The sequence below is a fragment of the Corynebacterium sp. TAE3-ERU30 genome (genome assembly GCF_019209925.1).
Lineage (GTDB): Bacteria > Actinomycetota > Actinomycetes > Mycobacteriales > Mycobacteriaceae > Corynebacterium > Corynebacterium megadyptis.
The window spans coordinates 261242-282903 of sequence record NZ_JAHUTO010000003.1 but is presented as its reverse complement, the minus strand read 5'-3'; the positions used below and the strand labels follow the sequence as shown (position 1 = coordinate 282903).

Genomic DNA, 21662 nt, shown 5'->3' with positions numbered 1-21662 from the left:
AGGACACTCACCCCGCATGTTCGAAGGCCCGCTCCAAGATCTCATCGACGAGCTTTCTCGGCTCCCAGGAGTGGGGCCGAAGTCCGCGCAGCGGATCGCCTTTCACCTGCTCAACACCGATTCCGAGGATGTCGAGCGGCTCCAAAATGCGCTCGGCGCAGTGCGTGGTGGGGTCACCTTCTGCCGTATTTGCTGCAATGTGTCCCGCGATGAGCTGTGCCGCATCTGCGCTGACTCCCAGCGCGACCCCAGCGTCATCTGCGTCGTGGAAGAACCCAAAGATATTCAGGTGATCGAACGCACTGGGGAATACGAGGGCCGCTATCACGTGCTCGGCGGGGCACTGGACCCGCTGAACAATGTGGGCCCAAAGGATCTCACCGTCTCACAGCTACTGCAGCGCATTGGTGGGGTTCTCGAGGATCGCGAGGGCGAGTCCGCCCCCGATATCAGCGAGGTGATCCTCGCTACCGATCCCAATACCGAAGGCGAAGCCACCGCCTCGTATTTGGCGCGGCTTTTGCGTGATTTCCCTGATCTGGTGATCTCGCGGCTGGCCTCCGGCATGCCGTTGGGCGGCGATCTGGAGTTTGTCGATGAACTCACGCTCTCCCGCGCGCTCACCGGCCGCCACCGGCTCTAAGGGTGGTCTAGCCGCGGCCAGCTAGTCTTCGAGGCGCTCCTCGCGCAGCTGCGAGACCTCATCGAGCACCAGCGGCTCGAGATCAGTGAACTCCACCCCCATGGCGCGGGCCAAGAGAAGATCCGCGATATGCGGGTTACGGGCCAAGAAGGGCCCGTGCATATAGGTGGCGATCACGGTGCCCTGGATAGCGCCATCGCAGCCGGCGCCATGCCCGGAATCGGTGTTGCCGACACCGCGAGTAATCGAGCAGAGCGGCTGGGCATCTGGCCCCAGCACGGTCGATCCCATGTGGTTTTCGAAGCCGCTCAGACGCAGGCTCACCGTGCCGCTGATGCGCTGCGCATCGGAGATCTGCTCGGTGAGCACCGTGGAGGGCGTGGCCTCCACTTCACCGATGGCGCGGGTGCGTAGTTGCGCGGTGGTGGCGTCGATAAGCCCCAAGCCCTCGTGTACCCCGCCGGAGGCGTGGAAAGACTCGCCGAGTACCTGAAAACCGGCGCAGATGCTCAGGATCGGGGTCTTCTTCTCTGCAGCACGGATAAGGCCGCCGTGGGCGCGCAGATGCTCCGCCGCCAACACCTGGGCTGCGTCCTCGCCACCGCCCATGCAGTAGAGATCGCAGGAATCCGGGATGGCGTCCTGCAGGGTGATCCGATGGATATCGGCATCGATGCCGCGCAGCCGGGCGCGCTGGCGCAGCACGAGGGCATTGCCATCGTCGCCATAGGTGCCGAGCACATCAGGCAGCAGTAGTCCGATAGTGAGAGTCATTTACTCGTTTCCTTCCTTGGCTGCCTGCAGCGAACGTTCGAGAGCCTTCTTCAGATCACGGAAAGCCGTGTAATTGGCCAGCACCTCCACCCGGCCGGGCGGGCAGGCGCGAATGGCCTCCACGGGATCGTGGATGAGGTCGTGATCAATCGAGGCATACTTCAACCTGACCGCAAGGTCAGTACCGCGCTCGCCGGCGGCGTGCACGTGAAGGTTCTCGAAGTTCTCAAACACCACATCCCACAGCCACGAAAGGTCCTCGCCATCGGCCACCTGGCCGTTGACGGCGATCACATGGCCGTCGGCCTCGCGATCGAGCATGGACAGCGCCTCTTGCCAGCCGGCCGGGTTCTTGGCCAGCAGCATGTGCACCTCACGGCCCTCGAACTGGATAGTGGAGTAGCGGCCGGCCACATTATCCACCTCTTCCACCGCGTCACGGGCGCCATCGAGGCTGATATCAAAGCAGCTCACCGCCGCCGCAATGGCCTGGGCGGCATTGCCGCGATTGGCCGTGCCCGGCAGCTTCAAATCCAGCGGCGTATCGCCCAGCGGGGAGCGCAGCGCCTCATCATCGATCACCCAGCTCGGCTCGGGGCGGCGGAACTCGCGGCCATCGGCCAGCGGCTTGGTGGCGTACCAATCATCGCCGTTGTGCACCACATGGGAGCCGGTGCGCGGGCAGGACACTGAATCGCCGATCCAGCCGGCGCCGGCAGAAACCCACACCACGTTCTCGGCGTCGAAGGCAACCGAGGTGACCAGCACGTCATCGCAATTGGCGATCACGGTCATCTCGGGGTGGGCCTCGACGCAGGCGCGGAGTGCGCGCTCGAGCTTATTGATCTCGCCGACCCGGTCCAGCTGGTCGCGGGTGAGGTTGAGCAGGATGAGTGCGGTGGGGTGAAGCCGGTCGGCCACCTTCGGCACGTGCAGCTCATCGCACTCCAGCACCACGTGGCTGGCATCCTTGCCGGCCATGAGCGCGGAGATAATGCCCGCGTCCATGTTGTCGCCGCCATCGTTGGTGGCCACGGTATAGCGGCTGCGCAGGGCGTTCGCTGTCATGCGGGTCGTGGTGGACTTGCCATTGGTGCCGGTGATCAGCACGGTGGGGCGGTTCTTCGCCACGGTGGTCATGATCGTGGGGTCGATTGCATTGGCCACCAGGCCGCCGATCATGCCGCCGGCACCGCGGCCGGTCGCACGCGAGGCCGCAGTGGCTGCTGAAGCTGCCGTCGTGGCAAGGGTGGCGCGCAGACGGCGGAGAGGCCGAGGAAGGTTGATGCTCATGGTTTAGAAATTGTAGCCTCAACCGCCGCTGGGAGGGGCACGCCTGCTCATAGGCGCGCCTCGGCACCGAGGGCTGAGCTGGCCGCCTAGTTCTCTGCTGCTGTGGCGGCCTGACGGGCCAGCTCCACGAAAGCGGTATCGGCCATGAGTGGAATATTCTTCCGCTGTGCGTGCATCGCCTTGCCCTTGAGATCCTGGGTGTGATTGCAGATCACCAGCGAGGAGCCACGGCCCAGCTTCTCGCTGTAGCTCAACCCGGCATCGATCGCGGCTTGAATGATCTCGGTATCGGGCAGCTCGATCTGCGGGGTGAGCACCACCTCCATGCCGGGTTGCAGCGAGCCTCCGGGCTGATACGCCCCGGGGTTCTCCGCGGCGGCGTCGGCTTGGGCGGCATCCACGCGCAGCACCGTGCGCTGCAGGCCGCAGCGATCCGCCTTCAACTCCTCGGCCTTATAGCTCACGGGATTCTCTATGGCCGCATAGAGATCCCAGGTGAGCTGGGTGGACTCGAAGGAAAACTCCGCCTCGGGGACGCTGGCGCGTTCGCGGCTTGCCTGCGGGGAGCCGTCGAATAGCCCCCACTGGCGCGCCACACCGCGCAGCCGCTCGTCCTCGATCGTGGCGCCGGTGCGGCGCACGGTGGTGAGCATGTCGATGAGGGCCACCGGCTTGGGCACATGGCCGAAATTCGAGCGATTGCGCTTGCCGCCGCGCCGCCGCCGCTGCTTCGGGGCGTGGGCGCGCCGGTTATGGGCGATGGCCCGCTTCGATTCCGAGACAATGAAACCCCAGGTGAGGGCCATGTCGAAGGTGATGAGGGTACGGCCGTCGATCATGCGGCATATACTTTTCGCCACCCCGGCGAAGGTGGGGGCCGCCGCCACCTCCTCTTTGCTCAGCCCGTGCAGATGCGGCGGTCCCGGATCCGCCTTCGGATTGAGCACATGGTGCACGTGCTCATCGAGCTCACCACTCGGAGTGAAGGTGGCCAAATCGATGGCAACCATCCGCGCCGACGCGGGGTGAATACCCGAGGTCTGCACCGTGGCAACCACAAAGGGGGCCCGCTCGAGCTCGGCTTGTCGACGCGCCCTGCGCTCTTCGCGGCTCAGATGATGGTTACCGTTGCTCATAGATTCCTATGCTAAACCACAACCGCGTCGATCCCGCGGACTAGGTGCAGGGCGCGGGGCGGTGGCCTTTAGAAGTAGCCCATGATCTCGTTCACGCAGATAGCCACGAAGGCCAGAGAGATGATGGCCATCATCGTGTTGGCGAACCAGCCATTGCGCCATTGCTTCGGGGTGGCATCGGTATTGAGCAGGATGAGCAAGGTAAAGCCCAAAAAGGGCATGAAGAACGCACCGAGCACACCATAGAGCAGCACCAAGGCCACGGGGCGGCCGAGGAAGAGCAGCAGCATGGGCGGGAAGGTCAGCCACAGGGTGTAGAGCTTGTAGTACTTGCCGCCGGTGGTGGTGGAGGGGTGGTTCTCGGGGAGCTTGCGCAGGTGGCCGATGTAGTCGGCGAACATCAGGGAGACGCCATTCCACACGCCCAGCACCGAGGAGAAGCTGGCCGCCCAGAAGCCGATGAGGAAGATCGTGCCGATGGTCGGGTTATAGCGCTCCGCCAGCACATCGGAGAGCCCAAGCAGCGCCTTGTCGCCGTTGTCGACTGCGATATTGGCGGAGTAGAGCAGGTCGGCGCCGAGGATCAGCATGGCGATCACGAAGATGCCGGTGACCACATAGGCGACGGTGTTATCGATCCGCATCACTTTCATCCAGCCGGGAGTGCGCCAGCCTTTTTCACGGCACCAATAGCCATAGGCGGCCAGGGTGATGGTGCCGCCGACGCCGCCGGCGAGGGAGAGCACGTAGACCCCCGAGCCCTCAGGGATGCGGGGCACGAGCCCAGTGAGGATCTCGGGCAGGTGCTGCAGGGAGAGTGTGGCAATGCCGACCACGGTGAGAAACATGAGCCCCACCAGCACGGCAATAAGTTTTTCGAAGAACTCGTAGCGGCCTATCCAGGTGAGGATGAACCCGAGAATGCCCGTGCCGATCGCCCACCAGGTGAGAGTGGTGCCGGGGAAAAGTGCGGCCAGCGGCAGCGCCGTGGAGCTCATGGCCGCGGCACCATAGACGAACCCCCACACCACGATATAGGGGGCGAAATACCAGCTGGTCCAGCGGCCAATGCGCCGCCAGCCGGTATAGATCGTGTGGCCGGTGGACAGAGAATAACGGCCCACGCCTTCGACGAGCACAATCTTCATGATCGCGCCCACTACGGCCGCCCAGAGGAGGGTGTAGCCGAATTTTTGCCCGGCAATCATGGTGGCGACAAGATCGCCGGCGCCGACACCGGTGGCGGCAGCCACGAGGCCAGGGCCGATCACACGCCACTTGGCGTCGGGGTTGGGGCCATCTGCGGATGGCTGGGTGGTAGGTGGGGAAGCGTCAGCGCGGGACATGTGATCCTCCTTTGCTCGATATCGAGAGTGGTTTGGGTCACAATCCTAGCAAGGGGAGGAGACGTGGTGGGGTGCGTCGCGGCAGGTGAGCGGCCCCCAGTGCAGGTGGCAGGGCGGAATCCGCTGTGGTGCAGAGGATGCTGCTGCCGGGAGGGTGGCGTCGATAAGCGCGCAGCACACACTCCCGAGGCCCACGGGGAGCGCTCGGGAGTGGGAGAGCGAGAGGCTAGGCCATGGCGCGGTTGATCGCGGAGGTCACGGCCTTCAGCGAGGCGTAGGTGATGGAGCCTGCCACGCCGACACCCCACACCTGCTGGCCATTGACGTCGGCGTAGACGAAGGCGGCGGCCTCGGCGTCATCGCCGGCGGTACGGGCGTGCTGGGAGTAATCCAGCACCTCGACGTTGATGTTCAGCTGCTCGAGCGCATTCGCGTAGGCGGACACCGGGCCGTTGCCGTGGCCGGAGACAGTCTTTTCCTCGCCGTTGATCTCCAGCTTCGCGGTCACCTGCGAGAGCTCGCCATCGGACTGGGCGTTATCCACGCGCAGCGAGATCTGCTCGACCGGGCTCACCCGATCCAGGTACTCGCTCGCGAAAATATCCCACATGGACTTCGAGTTCACCTCGCCGCCCTCGGAATCGGTCACGGCCTGCACCACGGAGGAGAACTCCACCTGCATCGGCCGCGGCAGGTTGATGCCGTGGTCGGTCTTCATGATGTAGGCGACGCCACCCTTGCCGGACTGCGAGTTCACGCGGATCACGGCCTCGTAGTTGCGGCCCACATCCTTCGGGTCGATCGGCAGATAGGGCACCTCCCACGTGATATCGCGCAGTTCCTCCCAAGCCACATCGGTGTGGGTCGCGCCGGGGCGGTGCTTGGCGGCCATGGCGTCCAGGCCCTTGTTCACGGCGTCCTGGTGGGAGCCTGAGAAGGCGGTGAACACCAGATCGCCGCCATAGGGGTGACGCTCCGGCACGCGCAGCTGGTTGCAGTACTCCACCGTGCGACGAATGTGGGCGATATCGGAGAAGTCGATCTGCGGGTCGACGCCCTGGGTCATCAGGTTCAGGCCCAGGGTCACCAGGCAGACATTGCCGGTGCGCTCGCCGTTGCCGAAGAGGCAGCCCTCGATGCGGTCGGCGCCCGCCATGAAGCCCAGCTCGGCGGTGGCGACACCGGTGCCGCGGTCATTGTGCGGGTGCAGCGACAGGATGATGGAATCGCGACGGTTCAGGTTGCGGTCCATCCACTCGATCGAGTCGGCGTACACATTGGGGGTGATCATCTCCACCGTGGAAGGCAGGTTGATGATCATGGGGTTCTCGGGGGTGGGCTGCATGACGTCGGTGACGGCGTCGATGACTTCCTTGGCATAGGCCACCTCGGTGCCGGTATAGGACTCCGGCGAGTACTCCCAGCGCCAGTTGGTCTCTGGGTAGTCCTTGGCGATGGTCTGGATCAGCTCAGCGGCGTCGGTGGCCAGCTTCTTGATCTGCTCCTTATCCTTCCGGAACACCACATCGCGCTGCAGGATGGAGGTGGAGTTATAGAAGTGCACGATCACGTTCTTCGCGCCCTCGCAGGCCTCGAAGGTGCGGCGGATCAGGTGCTCGCGGGCCTGCACCAGCACCTGGATGGTCACATCATCGGGAATCTTGTCTTCCTTGATGATCTCCTGCACAAAGTTGAAATCGGTTTGGGAGGCCGAGGGGAAGCCCACCTCGATCTCCTTGTAGCCCATGCGCACCAGCAGGTCGAACATGCGGCGCTTGCGTTCCGGGCTCATCGGATCGATCAGAGCCTGGTTGCCATCGCGCAGGTCCACGGCACACCACTGCGGCGCGACCGTCATCTTCTTGTCCGGCCAGGTGCGATCCGGCAGCGAGAAGTCTTCGACTTCCACGTGATAGGGCTGGTAGCGCGTGCTCGGCATGCTGGAGTTGCGCTGCTTATTCCATGCCGGCTGCCCCTCGCGACGCGGGCCGTTCGGGGTGGTGATTTCAGTGGGGGCGGAGATGAAAGTGTCGTTCATCGACATAACTATGGGTGCTTTCTTAGTTCAGTGTTCGGGGATGTTGGCCGCGCCAGAAACTCCGCGACGGGGCGGCCAACGAACAATGAAGCGCTAACACCCGCCGCGGCGACTAAGGAGGAGGAATCCCTGACTACCGCGAATCATGTGAGGCACATTACCGTATCCGCCGCGGTTTTCGGGCACTGGTGTTCCATTCTTTGGGAAAAACCAGTTCAGCGTTCCCCCTATCGGGGGCCTATGCGCGCTTATCGACGCCCACTCGCCGGTGCCTCAGCCCGCTGGCACGGACGATGCCTTTTAGTCGATTCCCAGCCGCGATAGCTGGAAGGTAGAGCCAATCATGGCCAGCAGTGCTAGGGCCATCCACGCCCATTGCCACCCAGTGGCCTGGAAGGATTCGCTTAGCACCGTATAGCCCAAGATGAAGGCCACGATGGGCTCGGCGACCTTCATGGCCGGCAGGGAGTTTTTGAGCGCGCCGGCATTAAAGGAGACCTGCTGCACCAAGGTGCCGATGGTGGCGCAGGCGATCAGCGCATAAAGCTCCCAGGAGGTGAGGATGCCGTAGAACCCGCCTTTGTGGACGAAGATATCGGCGATGGCCTTGGATAGCACCGCCACATAGCCGAACACGGCGCCGGTGACGATGCCGAGCAGCAGGGCCTTTTCGCGGCGGATTTGGCGTTGCGCCCAGCGGTCGAGGCCGACGAGAACGACCACGCCGATGCCGAGGGCCAGCAGCCAGCGGTGCAGCGATGGATCAGGGGTGCCCGAGGCGGGGCGGCCCAGTAACACCAGCACCGATACGGAGACGGTGAGCACGCCCGCCCACAGCATTTCGGCGAAGGTGAGCCGGTGCTTGTCGTAGTAGGCCGACAGCGGCAGGGTGAACATGAGGGAGAGCACCAAGATGGGCTGCACCACGAGCAGGGTGCCGAAGCCGAGGGCCACAACCTGCAGGCCATAGGCGCCGAGCGCCGAAAAAGAGCCCGCCCACCATAAGGGGCGGCGCATGGCCGTGGCGATGGACCGGCCCTCGGGTGCCTCGAGTGCGATATTGTGCCGCACAACCGTGCCCCACGCGATCGTCAGCGCAGAGGCAGTGGCAAAAAGAATGGCAAGCAGGGTATTAGGCACAGCACTTAGAGTATCGCTAGGGGTGGCGCGCAGCCGTGGCGGCGCGCGGGGTGGCGGTGCTGGCGTGGTGCGATCCTCACCCTGGGGGTGAATGTGAACTCGATAGTGTCCTGCAGTGGGCGCCATGTACGATGAGTGCGGAAAAACCAATACTTCGGCAGAAATTGCCTCGCGGACCCACGGTAGAGACGGTGCGGGGCCTCATGCCAAGGAAAGGACGGCACCTGTGGCACTGATTGTGCAGAAATATGGTGGATCATCTCTCGAGAGTGCGGAGCGTATCCGCAGCGTTGCTGAACGTATTGTGGCCACCAAGAAGCAGGGCCACGATGTGGTGGTGGTGTGCTCCGCCATGGGCGATACCACCGATGAGTTCCTCGATTTGGCGGCGCAGGTCAATCCCGTTCCGCCGGCCCGCGAGATGGACATGCTGCTCACCGCCGGGGAGCGTATCTCCAATGCGCTGGTGGCCATGGCTATTGAGAGCTTCGGTGCGAAGGCCCAGTCCTTCACCGGCTCCCAGGCGGGCGTGCTCACCACGGAGCGGCACGGCAATGCCCGCATCATCGAGGTCACCCCGGGGCGCGTGCAGGAGGCCCTCGACCAGGGCAAGATTTGCCTCGTCGCCGGCTTCCAGGGTGTGAATAAGGAAACCCGCGATGTCACCACCTTGGGTCGCGGCGGTTCCGATACCACCGCGGTGGCGCTGGCTGCGGCGCTCGAGGCCGATGTGTGCGAGATCTACTCGGATGTGGACGGCGTCTACACCGCCGATCCGCGCATCGTGCCCAATGCCCGCAAACTAGACAAGATCTCCTTCGAGGAGATGCTCGAATTGGCTGCTGTGGGATCGAAGATCTTGGTGCTGCGCAGCGTCGAATACGCCCGCGCATTCAACGTGCCCTTGCGTGTGCGTTCGTCCTACAGTAATGACATTGGCACCCTCGTCGACGGATCAATGGAGGATATTCCCGTGGAAGAAGCAATACTCACTGGCGTGGCAACCGATAGCTCGGAAGCCAAGATCACCGTGTTGGGAATCTCGGATCTGCCGGGCGAGTCCGCCCGCATCTTCCGTGCCATCGCGGATGCAGAGATCAACATCGATATGGTGCTGCAGAATGTCTCCTCCCTCGAGGACGGCAAGACCGACATCACCTTCACCTGCCCGCGCGCCGATGGCCCCCGCGCCATGGAGCTGCTGAAGAAGATGCAGGTTGGTGCCGGCTACGAGAACGTGCTCTACGACGACCAGGTGGGCAAGGTCTCGCTGGTGGGCGCAGGCATGAAGTCTCACCCCGGAGTCACCGCCGACTTCTGTGAGGCGCTGCGTGATGTGGGAGTGAACATCGAACTCATCTCCACCTCCGAAATCCGCATCTCGGTGCTCGTCCGCGAGGCCGACCTCCCCGAGGCTGCCCGCGCCCTGCACGAGCGCTTCGAGCTCGGCGGCGAGGAAGAAGCCATCGTTTACGCAGGTACTGGCCGCTAAACAGACTCTACGGCCCGCTCGCTATCTGACCGTCCCTGGCACCCGCTGCTAGGGGCGGTTTTCTGTGAGCTGGGTTAAAGGTTTTTGGGGCCGTCTGGGGCTCAGGTTATTCTCATGCAGAATGCACCTAACCGGGGTGAGCCGCATGAAAGGGAAAAATGACCATGGGATTCACGACAGGTCTGAAGAAAGTTACCGCCGCTATGCTGGGAGTCGCCACCGCCGCGGTGGTGGGCGTGAGCGCTGCCCCAGTGGCGGCCGCCGCCCCGCAGGGCAATATCGCCTACTTTGGTGATTCCTACTCCGCGAACCCGGATCAGATCCTCAACGCCATGCGCGGGATGAACCCGCAGGTGTACAACGGCTATCCCAACCGCGAGGGCTGCCTGCAGGCCCCGAATAATGCGCCGCGCCTGCTCGGCCAGATCGCCAAGGCACCGATCTCTGACTGGTCCTGTGTCGCCGAGACCTCGCGTGTGGCCACCCAGCGCGTCACCCGCGCCATCCAGGCCGGCGATATTCACCCCGGCACCCGCGCCGTGGTGTTGGCCGCGGGCATGAATAACTACGGTGGCTTCGGTGTGCGCGATGGCGTGAATATCCTCGATAACCAGGCCGTGCACAACGCCTACCTGAAGGATATTCATGACGCCGTGAATCAGATCCGTCGCGTTTCCCCGCGCATCCAGATCATCATTCCGGGCATGCTGCAGGTCACCGAGCCCACCTCGGGCATGCTTTGCGCACTGAACGTGGTTCCCAATGCCCCGATGGGCGTGCCGGTGCCGCTGCTGCGCGATGTAGAGAACTGGAACCGCGATAACCAGAAGGTGGCGGCCCGCCAGACCGGCGCCACCTTCGTGGACATCAAGGCCGGTTCCGCCGCCCACCACACCTGCGTGCCCGATATGCAGCGCTGGGTCTCCGGCAGCATCGACACCACCACCCCGAACTACAACATGGGCCTGCACCCCAGCGAGGCAGGTTCCCGCTACGTGGCGCAGCGCATCGCCGCCGCCCTGCGCTAGGTTCTCGGCTTCATAGCCACAGCACTGCACGCCTCGACCGGGCGTGCAGTTTTTTCATGCCCACACAACGCAGAACGTGGCCCCACCCACAGAGGGTGAGGCCACGAATGAGCAGGCGTGATAGGCCTTAGTTGGCTGCCTTGGCGTAGCGCTCGGCAACGTCATCCCAGTTGAAGACGTTCCACACGGCCTCGACGTAGTCAGCCTTAACGTTCTTGTACTGGAGGTAGAAGGCGTGCTCCCACATGTCCAGCATGAGCAGCGGGGTTAGGTTAGCGGAGATATTGCCCTGCTGATCGGTGATCTGCTCGACCACGAGGCGCTGACCGATGTGGTCATAGCCGAGTACTGCCCAGCCGGAGCCCTGCAGGCCCAGAGCGGCTGCGGAGAAGTGAGACTTGAAGTTCTCGAAGGAGCCGAACTCGGCGTTGATGGCCTCAGCCAGCTCGCCGGTGGGCTCGCCGCCACCGTTGGGGGAGAGGTTCTTCCAGAAAATGGAGTGGTTGGTGTGGCCACCCAAGTTGAAAGCGAGGTCCTTGGACAGGGCGGTAACCACGGCAGAGATCTCGCCGTTCTCACGAGCAGCAGCCATCTTCTCGAGGGCAGTATTAGCACCCTTGACGTAGTTGGCGTGGTGCTTAGAGTGGTGCAGCTCCATAATCTCGGCGGCGATGTGCGGCTCGAGAGCGTCGTAGGAGTAATCCAGCTCGGGAAGGGTGTAAGTCATGATAAAAGCCTTTCGTGGTTTTTACGTTCACAGCCACGGCGCGGTGCCGTGGCATTGATACCCATGATAGGTGAGAATGTGAATATCGCAACAAAATGGTTGATAAAACCGGCCCCGGCAGGGGTGCTGCGGCACGAACGTGGCGGCGGGACTAGATTGGGGCGCATCCCCCCCACCTGACCACCGAGTGGACATCGCCCTTACCCCCTAGAGAAAGTGCTAGCACTATGGGATTTCTATTTTCACGCACCCCTGAGATGGTGAGCAAAGAGCAGGCGCTGCACGGCGGTTCTACCCCCGTGCTGGAGCACCCTCAGCCCCACGCGGTTCTCGGCACTCCGATCACCGGACCGTGGAAGCCGGAGCAGCGGCGCCTCATCATTGGCATGGGATGCTTCTGGGGCGCAGAGAAGCTGCTGTGGCAGCTCGACGGAGTGGACTCCACCTCCGTGGGCTATGCCGGAGGGTTCACGCCCAATCCGACCTACCGCGAGGTGTGCACGGGCCGGACGGGCCATACCGAGGTGGTGGAGGTGGTCTACGATCCCGCGCGGATCAGCGCTCGGGAGATTATTAGCGCCACTCTTGAGGCCCACGATCCCACCCAGGGCTATCGCCAGGGCAATGATGTGGGCACCCAGTATCGCTCCGCCTATTTTGTGGATACCGCCGAGGATGAGCAGCTCGTGCGCGAGCTTCTTGCCGCCTATGAGCCGAAGCTGGCCGCGGCCGGGTTTGGCCCCGTCACCACCGAGGTGGCCCAGCTCAGCGATACCCCCGCGGGCGCCTACTATTTGGCCGAGGATTATCACCAGCAATATCTGCACAAAAACCCCGAGGGCTATTGCCCCGTCCACTCCACGGGGGTGGCCTGCGGCTAGCGCGCTGGGTGGGCCGGAGCCAGCGGCAGGGGCAGCCCACCGCGGCGGCGGCTCAGTACCCCCACCAGCAGGATCGCCATACCGGCGATGGTCGCCCCGATGACCCATCCGGCCAGCACATCGGTGCTCCAATGGTGGGCGAGAAATACTCGGGAGATGCCCATGCACAGCGCATATCCCAGCGCGGCCAGCCAGACGAGGATGCGAACACCGCGCCCGCGCACCGCACGGCTGCCAAAGTAGGCGAGCACGAGAGCAAGGACGGTTGCGTTGAGCGTGTGCCCCGAAGGGAAAGAATATGAGGGCTCGAAGGGCGGCACTGCGAAGGCATAATCGGGCCGGGTGCGTCCCACCAGCGTCTTGATGATGGTGGTGGTGCTCGTCGACAGCGCCGCCGCCAAGGCGAGGGTGAGCACGGGAGTCCAGCTGCGCAGCACCGCAGTGAGCAGAAATGCGAGTGCTGTGGCCACGGGCAGGCTCAGGGCGGTGGTGCCGATATTGGTGAAAGCGGTGACCGCCGCGTCGAGCGCCGGGGAGCGGTGATCCAGCCCCCACTGAAGATATGTTGTGTCGATTGAGCTAAGCACCCATAAAGGCTACTACGGGCGCGTTCCGCCGAGAACCTGAGTGCGCAGCAGCTCCAGCAGCTCGGCGGGGTCGGCAATATGCACGGCGTCGAGGCCGGCGGCCCGAGCGGCACGCACATCGTTGGTGTAGTTATCGCCGATCATCACCGCGCGCTCTGCCGGCACCCCAAGCAGCGCCAGCGCCTCCCGATAGGCCTGCGGATCGGGCTTGGCGCAGCTGAGTTCCGCGGTGGGGATGAGGCTTATCGACGCCGACTCGAGGCCGGTGGCAGCGAGCTTGCCCGCCTGCATGTCGCGGGCGCCATTCGTAAAAATGGCCACCGTTGCCCCAGAGTCCACGGCGAGGGACAAGGCTGCAGCCGCATCGGGGAAAGCGCGCCAGTCTTCACGGTAGAAGGAGGCGAATACCTCGAAACGCCGGCGCGACTCCTCTTCGCTGAGCGGGGCCGCAAAGAAGCGGGCCATGCGGTTGAGGCGCTGCTGGGCATGAGTGATCTCGCCTCGTTCGAAGCGGGAGAACTCCTCGTTTTCGATCTGGAACCACCGCTCGATGAAGGCGTGTTCTGGGCCTTCCATGGCGTAGTGCTGGATCAGTCGGGTGGCTGCGTGGCGGGCGGCGGAGTCGTGATCGACGAGCGTGCCGTCGAGGTCAAAGAGGATGGCGTCGTAGCGGGGCATAGTGTCTCAGTATAGAAGCTGTGGGGTTTCCCACTTTCAGCCGAAAAAGGCTGCCAAATACTGGCAAAAACAAAAACAAACGGGCACAATAGGCAGCTGAAAGCGAAAAACCAAACATCGCGAGGGATGAAACAATGAAGGATATTGTTGGCAACAAGGTTGTGCTCATCGGCGCCGGTGACGTGGGAGTGGCCTATGCCTACGCTCTGGTGAACCAGGGCACGGTGGACCACCTGGCCATCATCGACATCGATGAGAAGAAGCTCGCCGGCAACGTCATGGACCTTAACCACGGCGTCGTCTGGGCCAGCTCCCGCACCCGTGTCAGCAAGGGCACCTACGCCGACTGCGAAGACGCCGCCATGGTGGTCATCTGCGCCGGCGCCGCCCAGAAGCCCGGCGAGACCCGGTTGCAGCTGGTGGACAAGAACATGAAGATCATGAAGTCCATCGTGGACGAAGTGATGGCCAACAACTTCGACGGCATTATGTTGGTCGCCTCCAACCCGGTGGATGTGCTCTCCTATGCCGCATGGAAGTACTCCGGCCTGCCGTGGCAGCGCGTGATCGGCTCCGGTACCGTGCTGGATTCCGCCCGCTTCCGCTACATGCTCGGTGAGCTCTACGACTGCTCGCCGACCTCCATCCACGCCTACATTGTGGGCGAGCACGGCGACAGCGAGCTGCCGGTGCTCTCCTCCGCCACCATCGCTGGTGTGTCCATGCGCATGAAGCTGGCCAAGGAGCCAGATCTGGAAGAGCGCCTGGAAAAGATCTTCGAAGACACCCGCGATGCCGCCTATCGCATCATCGACGCCAAGGGCTCCACCTCCTATGGCATCGGCATGGGACTGGCCCGCATCACCCGCGCGGTGCTGCAAAACCAGGATGTGGCCCTCCCAGTCTCCGCTCTGCTCCAAGGCGAGTACGGCCAAGAAGACATCTACATCGGCACCCCTGCGATTGTGAACCGCAACGGCATCAACCGTGTGGTCGAGCTCGAGCTCAACGAGCACGAGATGGAGCGCTTCACCAAGTCCGCTGATGCACTGCGCGAGGTTCAGCAGAACTTCTTCTAAATAGATAGAGCGCTCGCTCGCCTCAGCACCACCGGCCTGTCCCGCACCTGAACTGGGTGCACGGGGCATGGCCGGTGCTTTGCGTCTGCGCCCCGTATCCTAAAGCTGGCGACACGATCCGCCGCCCGAGCACGGGGCGATACTGATACAGGAGGCAGCGAGAAAATGTATGTGATCGCGCACCGCGGCGCATCCGCCGACTATCCGGAGCTCACCGCAACAGCCTTCACCGAGGCGTTTGTGCAGGGCGCGGACGGGGTGGAATGCGATATCCGTCTGGCCCGCTGCGGTGAGCTGGTATGTATCCACGATCCCATCGTGGATCGTGTCTCTGATGGCAGCGGCCGAGTATCCACCCAGACAGTAGAACAGCTACGCCGGTACAACTTCGGCACCGCAGCGGCCCCCTCTGAGCCCTGCACCCTCAACGAACTGCTTGACATCATGGAGGATCACCCCGGAAAGCACCTCTTCATAGAGAGCAAACACCCCATGCGCTATGGCCGGATGCTGGAGGAGGAATTGGTGAAAACACTCCGTTACCGCCGCCTCGAAGCAGATCCCTATATCCACGTGATCTCCTTTTCCGGATCCGCGATCAACCGCATGCAGCAATTAGCCCCCGAGCTCGACCGGATCTACCTGCGCAACGAACCCAACGCCTGGTATCACCGCATTCGCGAGCAGACGATTCACCCCACCTCGGTTGGTCTCGCTATGCGTAAAGCCCGCGAGCACATCACCAATGGCACCCTGCCGCCGGCGAGCTATGTGTGGACCGTGGACAACCCCGAGGAGATGGCGGTGTGCCGCGACAATGGAGTGCAGTGGTTGGCCACCAATGTGCCCGCTCTGGCGCGCGAGGTCGTAGACCATGGGCCGCGGGTCTAACACCTACCGGGGAGCAGACAACTGGCGCGCCGGGGCGAACGGGTATGTTTGTGCCATGGGCAAAAAGAAGAAGAATCGTGAGAATCTGCCTGAGGGCATGAGCCGCAAGCAGGCCAAACTCGCCGCACGTGCCGCTGAGCGCGCCGCGCTGATGGGCGAAACCCGCCCCTTCGAGGGGCTCGCTGCCGAGCCGCAGCTGGTGGCGCTGCAGGAGTTCATCCCCTCCGCATACGCCAAGGTGGACGTTGCTGGAACTGACCGCGAGGTCTACATCTGCACCGTGCTGCCGGGAGCCGTCGCTGCTTTGGTGCGCGACGAGGAGGCTGGCGGCGAGGCTTTTGTGGCGATGCAAACCCAGCACCGCACCAAGACCCAGGGCAAGGATTTGGCCTATGCCCTCAATTGGGTCATCAACGCCGCCCCCGGCGCTACCTTGGCGCCCGGCAACCAAGATGGCTCCCAGCCAGAGCTGAGCGCACTGCTGAGCACAGATGCCGAGCTCGACGTGCAGGCCTTCGATACCTTCAACTGGTGGGTGCCGGAGGGGCAGACCGGCGATGAGCAGACCGCACGCATGCTGCAGATGGCCAATGACACCATCATTCCCTCCCAGGAAGTACACGCAGACGTACCCGGTGCTCTGTGGTGGGTGGATCCCGGCGAGAAGGCCCACATCCGTTGGGTGCGCCAGGATAATGAGGACAAGCTGCTCGCTGCCCTCGCCCGCATCGCGGCGGCCGGCAAGCTGCACCTTGGCGAGGACACCAAGTTCGCTGGTGCCTTCCGCACGCACGGCCTCACCGTTCCGGTCTTCGATCTCGATCCCACGATCACTCCGGAGGAGTGCGTTCCGGCTGTGGAGGAGCTCAATTCCTTGATCTCGGCAGAGCTGAGCAATGATGCGCAGCTGAACGCCGAGGAGCGTAAGGCCCTCAACAACATCAAGTCGCGGCAGCTCACTATCCGCTAATACGCGCGATAGTCATGGCTGCACCGGCCAGCTGGGGGATCACTCCCAGCTGGCCTTTTCTATTGTTCGGGGTCTGGTGGTGAATGCGGCCAGGCTTGGCGGCGTATTTTCGCGCCCGCCGATTGTGCCGCTGCCGTGGATGTATTGGGTATCGGGTTTTCGGGGTCCTCGGCGGTTGCCGAGCCGACCACTCCGGTCTTGGGGTGGCGGGCAGCGTGCTCCTTTATGGGATGCTGCTTGGTGTCATCGTTGTCGCTGTGGTGCTCGGGGCAGCGCAGCGTGAGATTCGCTATGTCGGTGGGGCCACCGTCATTCCACGAGGTGATGTGGTGGATATCGCAGCGACTCACCGGCTCGGAGCATCCCGGGTGGGAGCACACGAGTTCGGAGGCGAATAGCGCGAGGCGCTGGTAGATATTCGCCAATCTGGTGGTTCTTCGCAGATCCAGCACCTGGCCGGTGCGGGGATCGTGGACGCACACGAAGCCGTATTTTGCTTGGGCGAGCGAGAGCACGTCGTTGACGGTGAGCTCATTGCCGGTGTTGGTGGGAAAGAGCATGCCTGCCGCGGCGAGATCGGTGTCATCGAAGTCCTTGGCCGATACCGAGAACACCATGCTGGCCGTGCCGATGCCGCCGCGGTCGAGGGCGGCGTCGAGTGCATCCGCGTAGCGCTGCTGGGTGGTGCGCGGGTCATCTTTATCGACGGTGCGCTCGACGCAAGGCTCCAGCCATGCCCGCAGCTTGGCGGTGATGCGCTCGGGCAGATAACCGAAGACGCGGCTGCCGCCGTCGTTATCCGCCTCGGTGATGGTGAAAGCGCGGTTGCGTTCGGCGCGGGCTGGTTCGGGGCTGAGCTCGCTATTGGCGTTGCTAACCAAGTGCTTAACATAGGCCCTGGTGTCATCGCAGCTGGCGTTCTGGGCATAGTCCACGGCCTTTTGGCGCAGTGTTTCGCGTAGCAGCGCGCTGCCGGTGCGCAGCCCGAGCAGGGCTTTATCTATCGCGGTGCGGGTATCACCGGAGATCCGGTAGTCGCACAGCTGCCTGCGGGTGCGGCCGCGCAGCATCTCCGCGGCGCCGCGGTTGATGTCGTTTTGCTCCTCAGTCAGCGTCTCATCCGGCTCGTCCTTGAGCTTTCCGTAGAGGCAGCGGGCCTGGCCGATGGTGGAGTTGGCGCGAGAATTAGACCAGCCGAGACGTTCCTTGAGAATACGGCGCGGCTTGGAGGTACCCGCCACGTCCATGAGATCTTCCGTGCTGGCGAGGTGCGCGATCAGCACATCGAGGTGCGCCTTGAGCGCCATATGTTCCTCGAGTTCCGCCAGCTGCGGGAGAGTGGCCCCCAGAGAGGTGAACCCGCCGGTATCGACGTCGTAGAGCGCCACGAGCTGGGCGAGATCTTCGCCGATGCGGTCAACAAGCTGCTGTACTTGGTCGATAGCGGTCATGGGGGCCTCCTTCCTGAATGAGCGTGTGCGGCACACACTAAAACAGGACAGACCATGCCCGCTGCGCGGGCTGTGCATAACTCGCGGCCGGTGAAGGGTTATGCACAGCTGGGCTAGCGAAGGGAGCTAAAGAGTTGCTCCGCCTGGGTTTCGTCCCACAGCACAACCGAGCCGACATCCACATAGTCCATGCCGCCCACGGGGGCGACCTCGGTGTTGAAACCGCCGGCCATGTGCAGTGCCGCCCACAAAAGATCCCAGGTGTGGTCGCTCGAGTCCACCGTGAGTGAGCCGGCTACCCCGTTGACCAGCGGGATAGACCGGAAGGGGTTGAGGAAGGTGGTGGGGGAGGCCACCTTCTTGGCGAGGGCGCCAAGGAACTGCCGCTGGCGGGCCGCGCGGTCAATATCTCCCTGCGCAGTGGATCGGGTGCGCACGAAGCTCAACGCCTGGGCGCCATCGAATTTCTGGCAGCCAGCCTCCATGTGGAAGTTGATCACGTCATCGTGGATGGGCTCATCCACGCAGAGCTCCACCCCGCCCACAGCATCGACCGCGTGGGCGAAGCCGCCGAAGCCGACCTCGGCGTAGTGATCGATCTTCAGCCCCGTGCTCTGCTCGACGGTCTCGATGAGCAGTGGCGGGCCGCCGAAGGAAAAAGCAGCATTGATCTTGTTCATGCCATAGCCAGGAATCTCCACATAGCTATCGCGCGGGAGAGACAGCAGCGTGGGCTTGCCGAAGAGGGGCACGTGCAAGATCATGATCGTGTCGGTGCGGTTACCTCCCACATCCCCGCCGGTCATCAGCTCCTGGTTCTGCTCTGGAGTGAGACCCTCGCGGGAATCGGAGCCCACCAGCAGCCAGTTCGAGCCGCTGGTATTACCGATCTGCTGGGCGGGCATGGCCTCGACCCGCTCGAATTTGGTGTCGGCCCACAACATGCCCACCACCGCGATGGTGACGATGATTGCCAGCGCCCAGCGAAACATGGAGAAACAGCCCATGCGGGGTCGGCGCATGCCCCGCCATGGGGCGCGGCGCCGGGGTGCAGCGGCAGGCTGCGGCTGGAGCGGCTGCTGCGGCGCAGGGTGCACTGGCTCCGGGACGGGGGCGTAGTACTGGCGGGGCCGCTGCTGCGCTGAGCGTGCCGCCTCGGGGTGCTCGCGATAGTAAGCCTGGCGCTGCTCCTCGTAGCTGGGCTGGCGGTGCCGCCCCAAGGATTCTTCGCTGCGCCGGTGGCGCTGCGGCCGGTAGTCCGATGCCCGATGCTCGGGCTGGGGCCGGTTGATTGAGCGATCACGGCGCGGTTCTCGGCGCGGTTCTCGCCGCGGCTCCCGGCGGGGCTCCCGCCGAGGTTCACGCCGCGGCTGCGGGTCGCGAGAAGACTGAGGATTGCGTCGAGAAGCGGGAGAGTCCCCCGCACGGGGCGATTGCGGGCGCCGCCTGACGGGACGACCGTAGTGATCGCGCAGGATACGGCCGTCTTTGTCTCTCGCGAAATCGTCCATGTCTGGATACTTTAATGCCTAAGACAATCCAAGCCTTGATACATCGAGGAATTGGTAGCCCAAAAAAGCCACGGCGTCGATGAAAAAATGGGCGAATACCAGTGGCCACACCCGCCGGAACTTCCAGTAGAAGGCTGCAAAGACCACGCCCATCACAATATTGCCCGCCCCGGCGCTGAGCCCCTGATACAGGTGATAGGAGCCGCGCAGCACTGCGGACGCGCCGATGATCGCCACCGGCGCCCAGCGCAGCTGCGCCAGCCGGGTGCTCAGCCACCACACCACCACGGTTTCTTCGGCGAAGGCATTGGCGAAGCTCCAGAGCAGCAGGATCAGGCCTGCCCACAGCCCCGCGTCATAGGCGGATACCACCACTTCTTTGGTCCAGCCGGCGTGCAAGGCCAGCACGTACAGCCCAAGTCCCGGAATACCGATCAGTGCGGCCAGAACGGCCCCGCTCAGCCCATCGCGCGGGCGCGGGCGCTGCAGAAAGATACGGTCGCGGGCGAGCAGATAGACCACTAACAGGCCCCAGCCGCAGAGCACGGCGGCCGAGATCAGCTGCAACCCCAGATCCAGCCACGGCGCCGAGGACTGTGGGGCGTTGAGCGTGGTGCTTTGTTTATTGAGCGCCTCGGGCGCGAGCAACGCATCGGTCAGCCGCAGGGCGGAGCGTAGCCCCGAGGCACCAAAGGTGATGAGAAGAACCACCAGGATTTCCGCCAGAATCATGCCTCTTCTCCTTTCGGCGCGCCCGCAGCTTCGAGCTGTTCGGCCACCCCGAGCAGCTCGGCGGGGCCGGTGTGGATACAGCCCAGGTGGAGTCCCACGGGCGGGCGCCCAGGCAGGGACCAGGGCACAGAGATGGCGGCGCGGCCAGTGATATTGAAGAGGCTGCCCCACGGGGTCCAGCGGGTCTGTTCGTCGAAATCGTCTTGGGGCTCTAAGGAGCTGAAGGTGCCGATCGGCGGGGGATCATAGGCCAAGGTGGGGGTGAGCAGCAGCTCACAGGGCCAGGCGTAGCGCACATGCCGGTCGAGAGCGGCGAGGGTGCGCAGCGCCTCCTCGAGCGCCCCCGGGGCGAGGTCGCGACCCCGCTCGCGCATGTACTCCACGATCGGGGAGGCGGGGCCAGGAATGCGGCTCGACTTGTGCCACATCAGGGTTTGGAAGGCGGCGAAGGGCTCTGGGCCGTAGGCGGGGTCCACGGGGATGATCTCGTGCCCGTGGGCACGGAGCTGCTTAGTGGCGTCGGCAAGCGCAGAGAGCATGATCGGATCGACCTCCCCGTCACCGTGCAGCGGGGCGCGGAGCACCGCAATGCGCAGGCGGCGGGGGTGGGGGCGAAAGCCGTGGAGAGCAGCGGCGCGGCGCACACTGGTGGTGAGGAAGCCTTGGGCGGTGAGCCGGCCCTCGCCGGGCGTGTGCGGCGGTTTGAAGCCCACCAGCCCGCATGCCGCGGCGGGCACTCGGATGGAGCCGCCGCCATCGGAGGCGTGGGCGACGTCGACGATGCCGCGCGCCACCAGGGCTGCCGCACCGCCGGAGGAACCACCGGGAGTGCGCCCAGGCCACAGCGGGTTGCGGATGGCGGGCTGACCAACGGGCTCGGTATAGGCGGTCATCCCCATCTCCGAGGTGGCGCTTTTGCCGGCGATGGTGGCGCCCTGCTTCAGCAGCCATTCATTGACGTGATCATGGCTGCGCGGAATGTGGCGGCGATGTATCGAACCATAACTCGTGGGCATGCCCGCCACATCGGAGAGATCTTTGACGAAGAGCACCATGCCGTCGAGGTGGCCATGCCCGGTAGGGGCCACGGGCTGGGTGGTGGCATCGTGCACCACCCCGTGCTCGGCGGGGGTGAGCGCCGCCAGCTCGCGGTGAATGCGGGCGAGCTGGGCATCGATTGACGGGGCGGGATGCGGCATGAATGTTGATGGTAGACCGCTACTGGTGGCGGGGGAAAGGGAGCCCGTGTTTGTGTGCCAGTGAGC

20 protein-coding genes are annotated in these 21662 nt (G+C 63.9%); 7 read left to right on the top strand and 13 right to left on the bottom strand.

Annotated elements, in window-relative coordinates; all coding sequences use genetic code 11:
* The first annotated feature begins 16 nt into the window (after positions 1-16).
* A complete protein-coding gene (gene recR, locus KR227_RS07285; protein ID WP_218364695.1) occupies positions 17-643 on the top strand; it encodes a recombination mediator RecR in 627 nt (208 codons plus the stop codon).
* A 21-nt stretch (positions 644-664) separates the two neighbouring features.
* On the opposite strand, the gene KR227_RS07280 is transcribed toward recR, so the two are convergent.
* The 6 genes from KR227_RS07280 to KR227_RS07255 form a co-directional block, all read right to left on the bottom strand.
* A complete protein-coding gene (locus tag KR227_RS07280) occupies positions 665-1417 on the bottom strand; it encodes a type 1 glutamine amidotransferase (protein ID WP_218364693.1) in 753 nt (250 codons plus the stop codon).
* On the bottom strand, positions 1418-2710 hold the full coding sequence (locus KR227_RS07275; protein WP_218364691.1) for a MurT ligase domain-containing protein: 1293 nt from the start codon (positions 2708-2710) through the stop codon (positions 1418-1420).
* An 86-nt stretch (positions 2711-2796) separates the two neighbouring features.
* Entirely contained in the window at positions 2797-3846 is a 1050-nt protein-coding gene (locus KR227_RS07270; protein WP_218364689.1) for a DNA polymerase III subunit epsilon, read from the bottom strand.
* 68 nt (positions 3847-3914) lie between these two features.
* Positions 3915-5192: an Nramp family divalent metal transporter gene (locus KR227_RS07265; RefSeq protein ID WP_255549188.1), complete on the bottom strand. Its 1278-nt coding sequence runs from the start codon at positions 5190-5192 to the stop codon at positions 3915-3917.
* A gap of 226 nt (positions 5193-5418) precedes the next feature.
* Positions 5419-7236 (bottom strand): 2-isopropylmalate synthase, encoded by a 1818-nt coding sequence (gene leuA, locus KR227_RS07260; RefSeq protein WP_218364687.1) that lies wholly within the window; start codon positions 7234-7236, stop codon positions 5419-5421.
* Positions 7237-7530: 294 nt separating this feature from the next.
* The gene (locus tag KR227_RS07255) at positions 7531-8370 is read right to left on the bottom strand and encodes a DMT family transporter (RefSeq protein WP_218364685.1); all 840 of its coding nucleotides are present in this window, start codon (positions 8368-8370) and stop codon (positions 7531-7533) included.
* A 226-nt stretch (positions 8371-8596) separates the two neighbouring features.
* On the opposite strand from KR227_RS07255, the gene KR227_RS07250 reads away from it, so the two are divergent.
* The gene (locus KR227_RS07250; RefSeq protein ID WP_218364683.1) at positions 8597-9862 is read left to right on the top strand and encodes an aspartate kinase; all 1266 of its coding nucleotides are present in this window, start codon (positions 8597-8599) and stop codon (positions 9860-9862) included.
* Positions 9863-10026: 164 nt separating this feature from the next.
* Positions 10027-10890, top strand: a complete 864-nt coding sequence (locus KR227_RS07245; protein ID WP_218364681.1) for a GDSL-type esterase/lipase family protein — start codon at positions 10027-10029, stop codon at positions 10888-10890.
* A gap of 127 nt (positions 10891-11017) precedes the next feature.
* Here the strand turns inward: KR227_RS07245 and KR227_RS07240 are convergent, their stop codons facing one another.
* Positions 11018-11617 carry a superoxide dismutase gene (locus KR227_RS07240; RefSeq protein WP_218364679.1) on the bottom strand — a complete coding sequence of 200 codons (600 nt, stop codon included), beginning with the start codon at positions 11615-11617 and terminating at the stop codon, positions 11018-11020.
* 227 nt (positions 11618-11844) lie between these two features.
* Between KR227_RS07240 and msrA the strand changes: the two genes are divergently transcribed.
* Positions 11845-12498, top strand: a complete 654-nt coding sequence (gene msrA / locus KR227_RS07235; RefSeq protein ID WP_218364678.1) for a peptide-methionine (S)-S-oxide reductase MsrA — start codon at positions 11845-11847, stop codon at positions 12496-12498.
* On the opposite strand, the gene KR227_RS07230 is transcribed toward msrA, so the two are convergent.
* Both KR227_RS07230 and KR227_RS07225 read right to left on the bottom strand, forming a co-directional pair.
* A complete protein-coding gene (locus KR227_RS07230) occupies positions 12495-13085 on the bottom strand; it encodes a phosphatase PAP2 family protein (protein WP_218364677.1) in 591 nt (196 codons plus the stop codon). The two genes, msrA and KR227_RS07230, sit on opposite strands and share 4 nt — an antisense overlap.
* Positions 13086-13097: 12 nt before the next feature.
* Positions 13098-13763 carry an HAD family hydrolase gene (locus tag KR227_RS07225; protein ID WP_218364676.1) on the bottom strand — a complete coding sequence of 222 codons (666 nt, stop codon included), beginning with the start codon at positions 13761-13763 and terminating at the stop codon, positions 13098-13100.
* 134 nt (positions 13764-13897) lie between these two features.
* On the opposite strand from KR227_RS07225, the gene KR227_RS07220 reads away from it, so the two are divergent.
* The 3 genes from KR227_RS07220 (at position 13898) to KR227_RS07210 (ending at position 16703) form a co-directional block, all read left to right on the top strand.
* A complete protein-coding gene (locus KR227_RS07220; RefSeq protein WP_218364675.1) occupies positions 13898-14842 on the top strand; it encodes an L-lactate dehydrogenase in 945 nt (314 codons plus the stop codon).
* Between the two features lie 165 nt (positions 14843-15007).
* Entirely contained in the window at positions 15008-15733 is a 726-nt protein-coding gene (locus tag KR227_RS07215; protein WP_218364674.1) for a glycerophosphodiester phosphodiesterase family protein, read from the top strand.
* 55 nt (positions 15734-15788) lie between these two features.
* Positions 15789-16703 (top strand): DUF5926 family protein, encoded by a 915-nt coding sequence (locus KR227_RS07210; protein WP_218364673.1) that lies wholly within the window; start codon positions 15789-15791, stop codon positions 16701-16703.
* Between the two features lie 59 nt (positions 16704-16762).
* On the opposite strand, the gene KR227_RS07205 is transcribed toward KR227_RS07210, so the two are convergent.
* The 4 genes from KR227_RS07205 to KR227_RS07190 all read right to left on the bottom strand — a co-directional run bounded on the left by KR227_RS07205 (position 16763) and on the right by KR227_RS07190 (position 21596).
* On the bottom strand, positions 16763-18154 hold the full coding sequence (locus KR227_RS07205) for an HNH endonuclease signature motif containing protein (RefSeq protein ID WP_218364672.1): 1392 nt from the start codon (positions 18152-18154) through the stop codon (positions 16763-16765).
* 113 nt (positions 18155-18267) lie between these two features.
* Complete coding sequence (locus tag KR227_RS07200) at positions 18268-19665, bottom strand: LCP family protein (protein WP_218364670.1); 1398 nt, start codon at positions 19663-19665, stop codon at positions 18268-18270.
* A gap of 18 nt (positions 19666-19683) precedes the next feature.
* Positions 19684-20397: a CPBP family intramembrane glutamic endopeptidase gene (locus KR227_RS07195; RefSeq protein ID WP_218364669.1), complete on the bottom strand. Its 714-nt coding sequence runs from the start codon at positions 20395-20397 to the stop codon at positions 19684-19686.
* Entirely contained in the window at positions 20394-21596 is a 1203-nt protein-coding gene (locus tag KR227_RS07190; RefSeq protein ID WP_218364668.1) for an amidase, read from the bottom strand. The genes KR227_RS07195 and KR227_RS07190 overlap by 4 nt, the downstream gene beginning before the upstream one ends.
* Positions 21597-21662 lie beyond the last annotated feature (66 nt).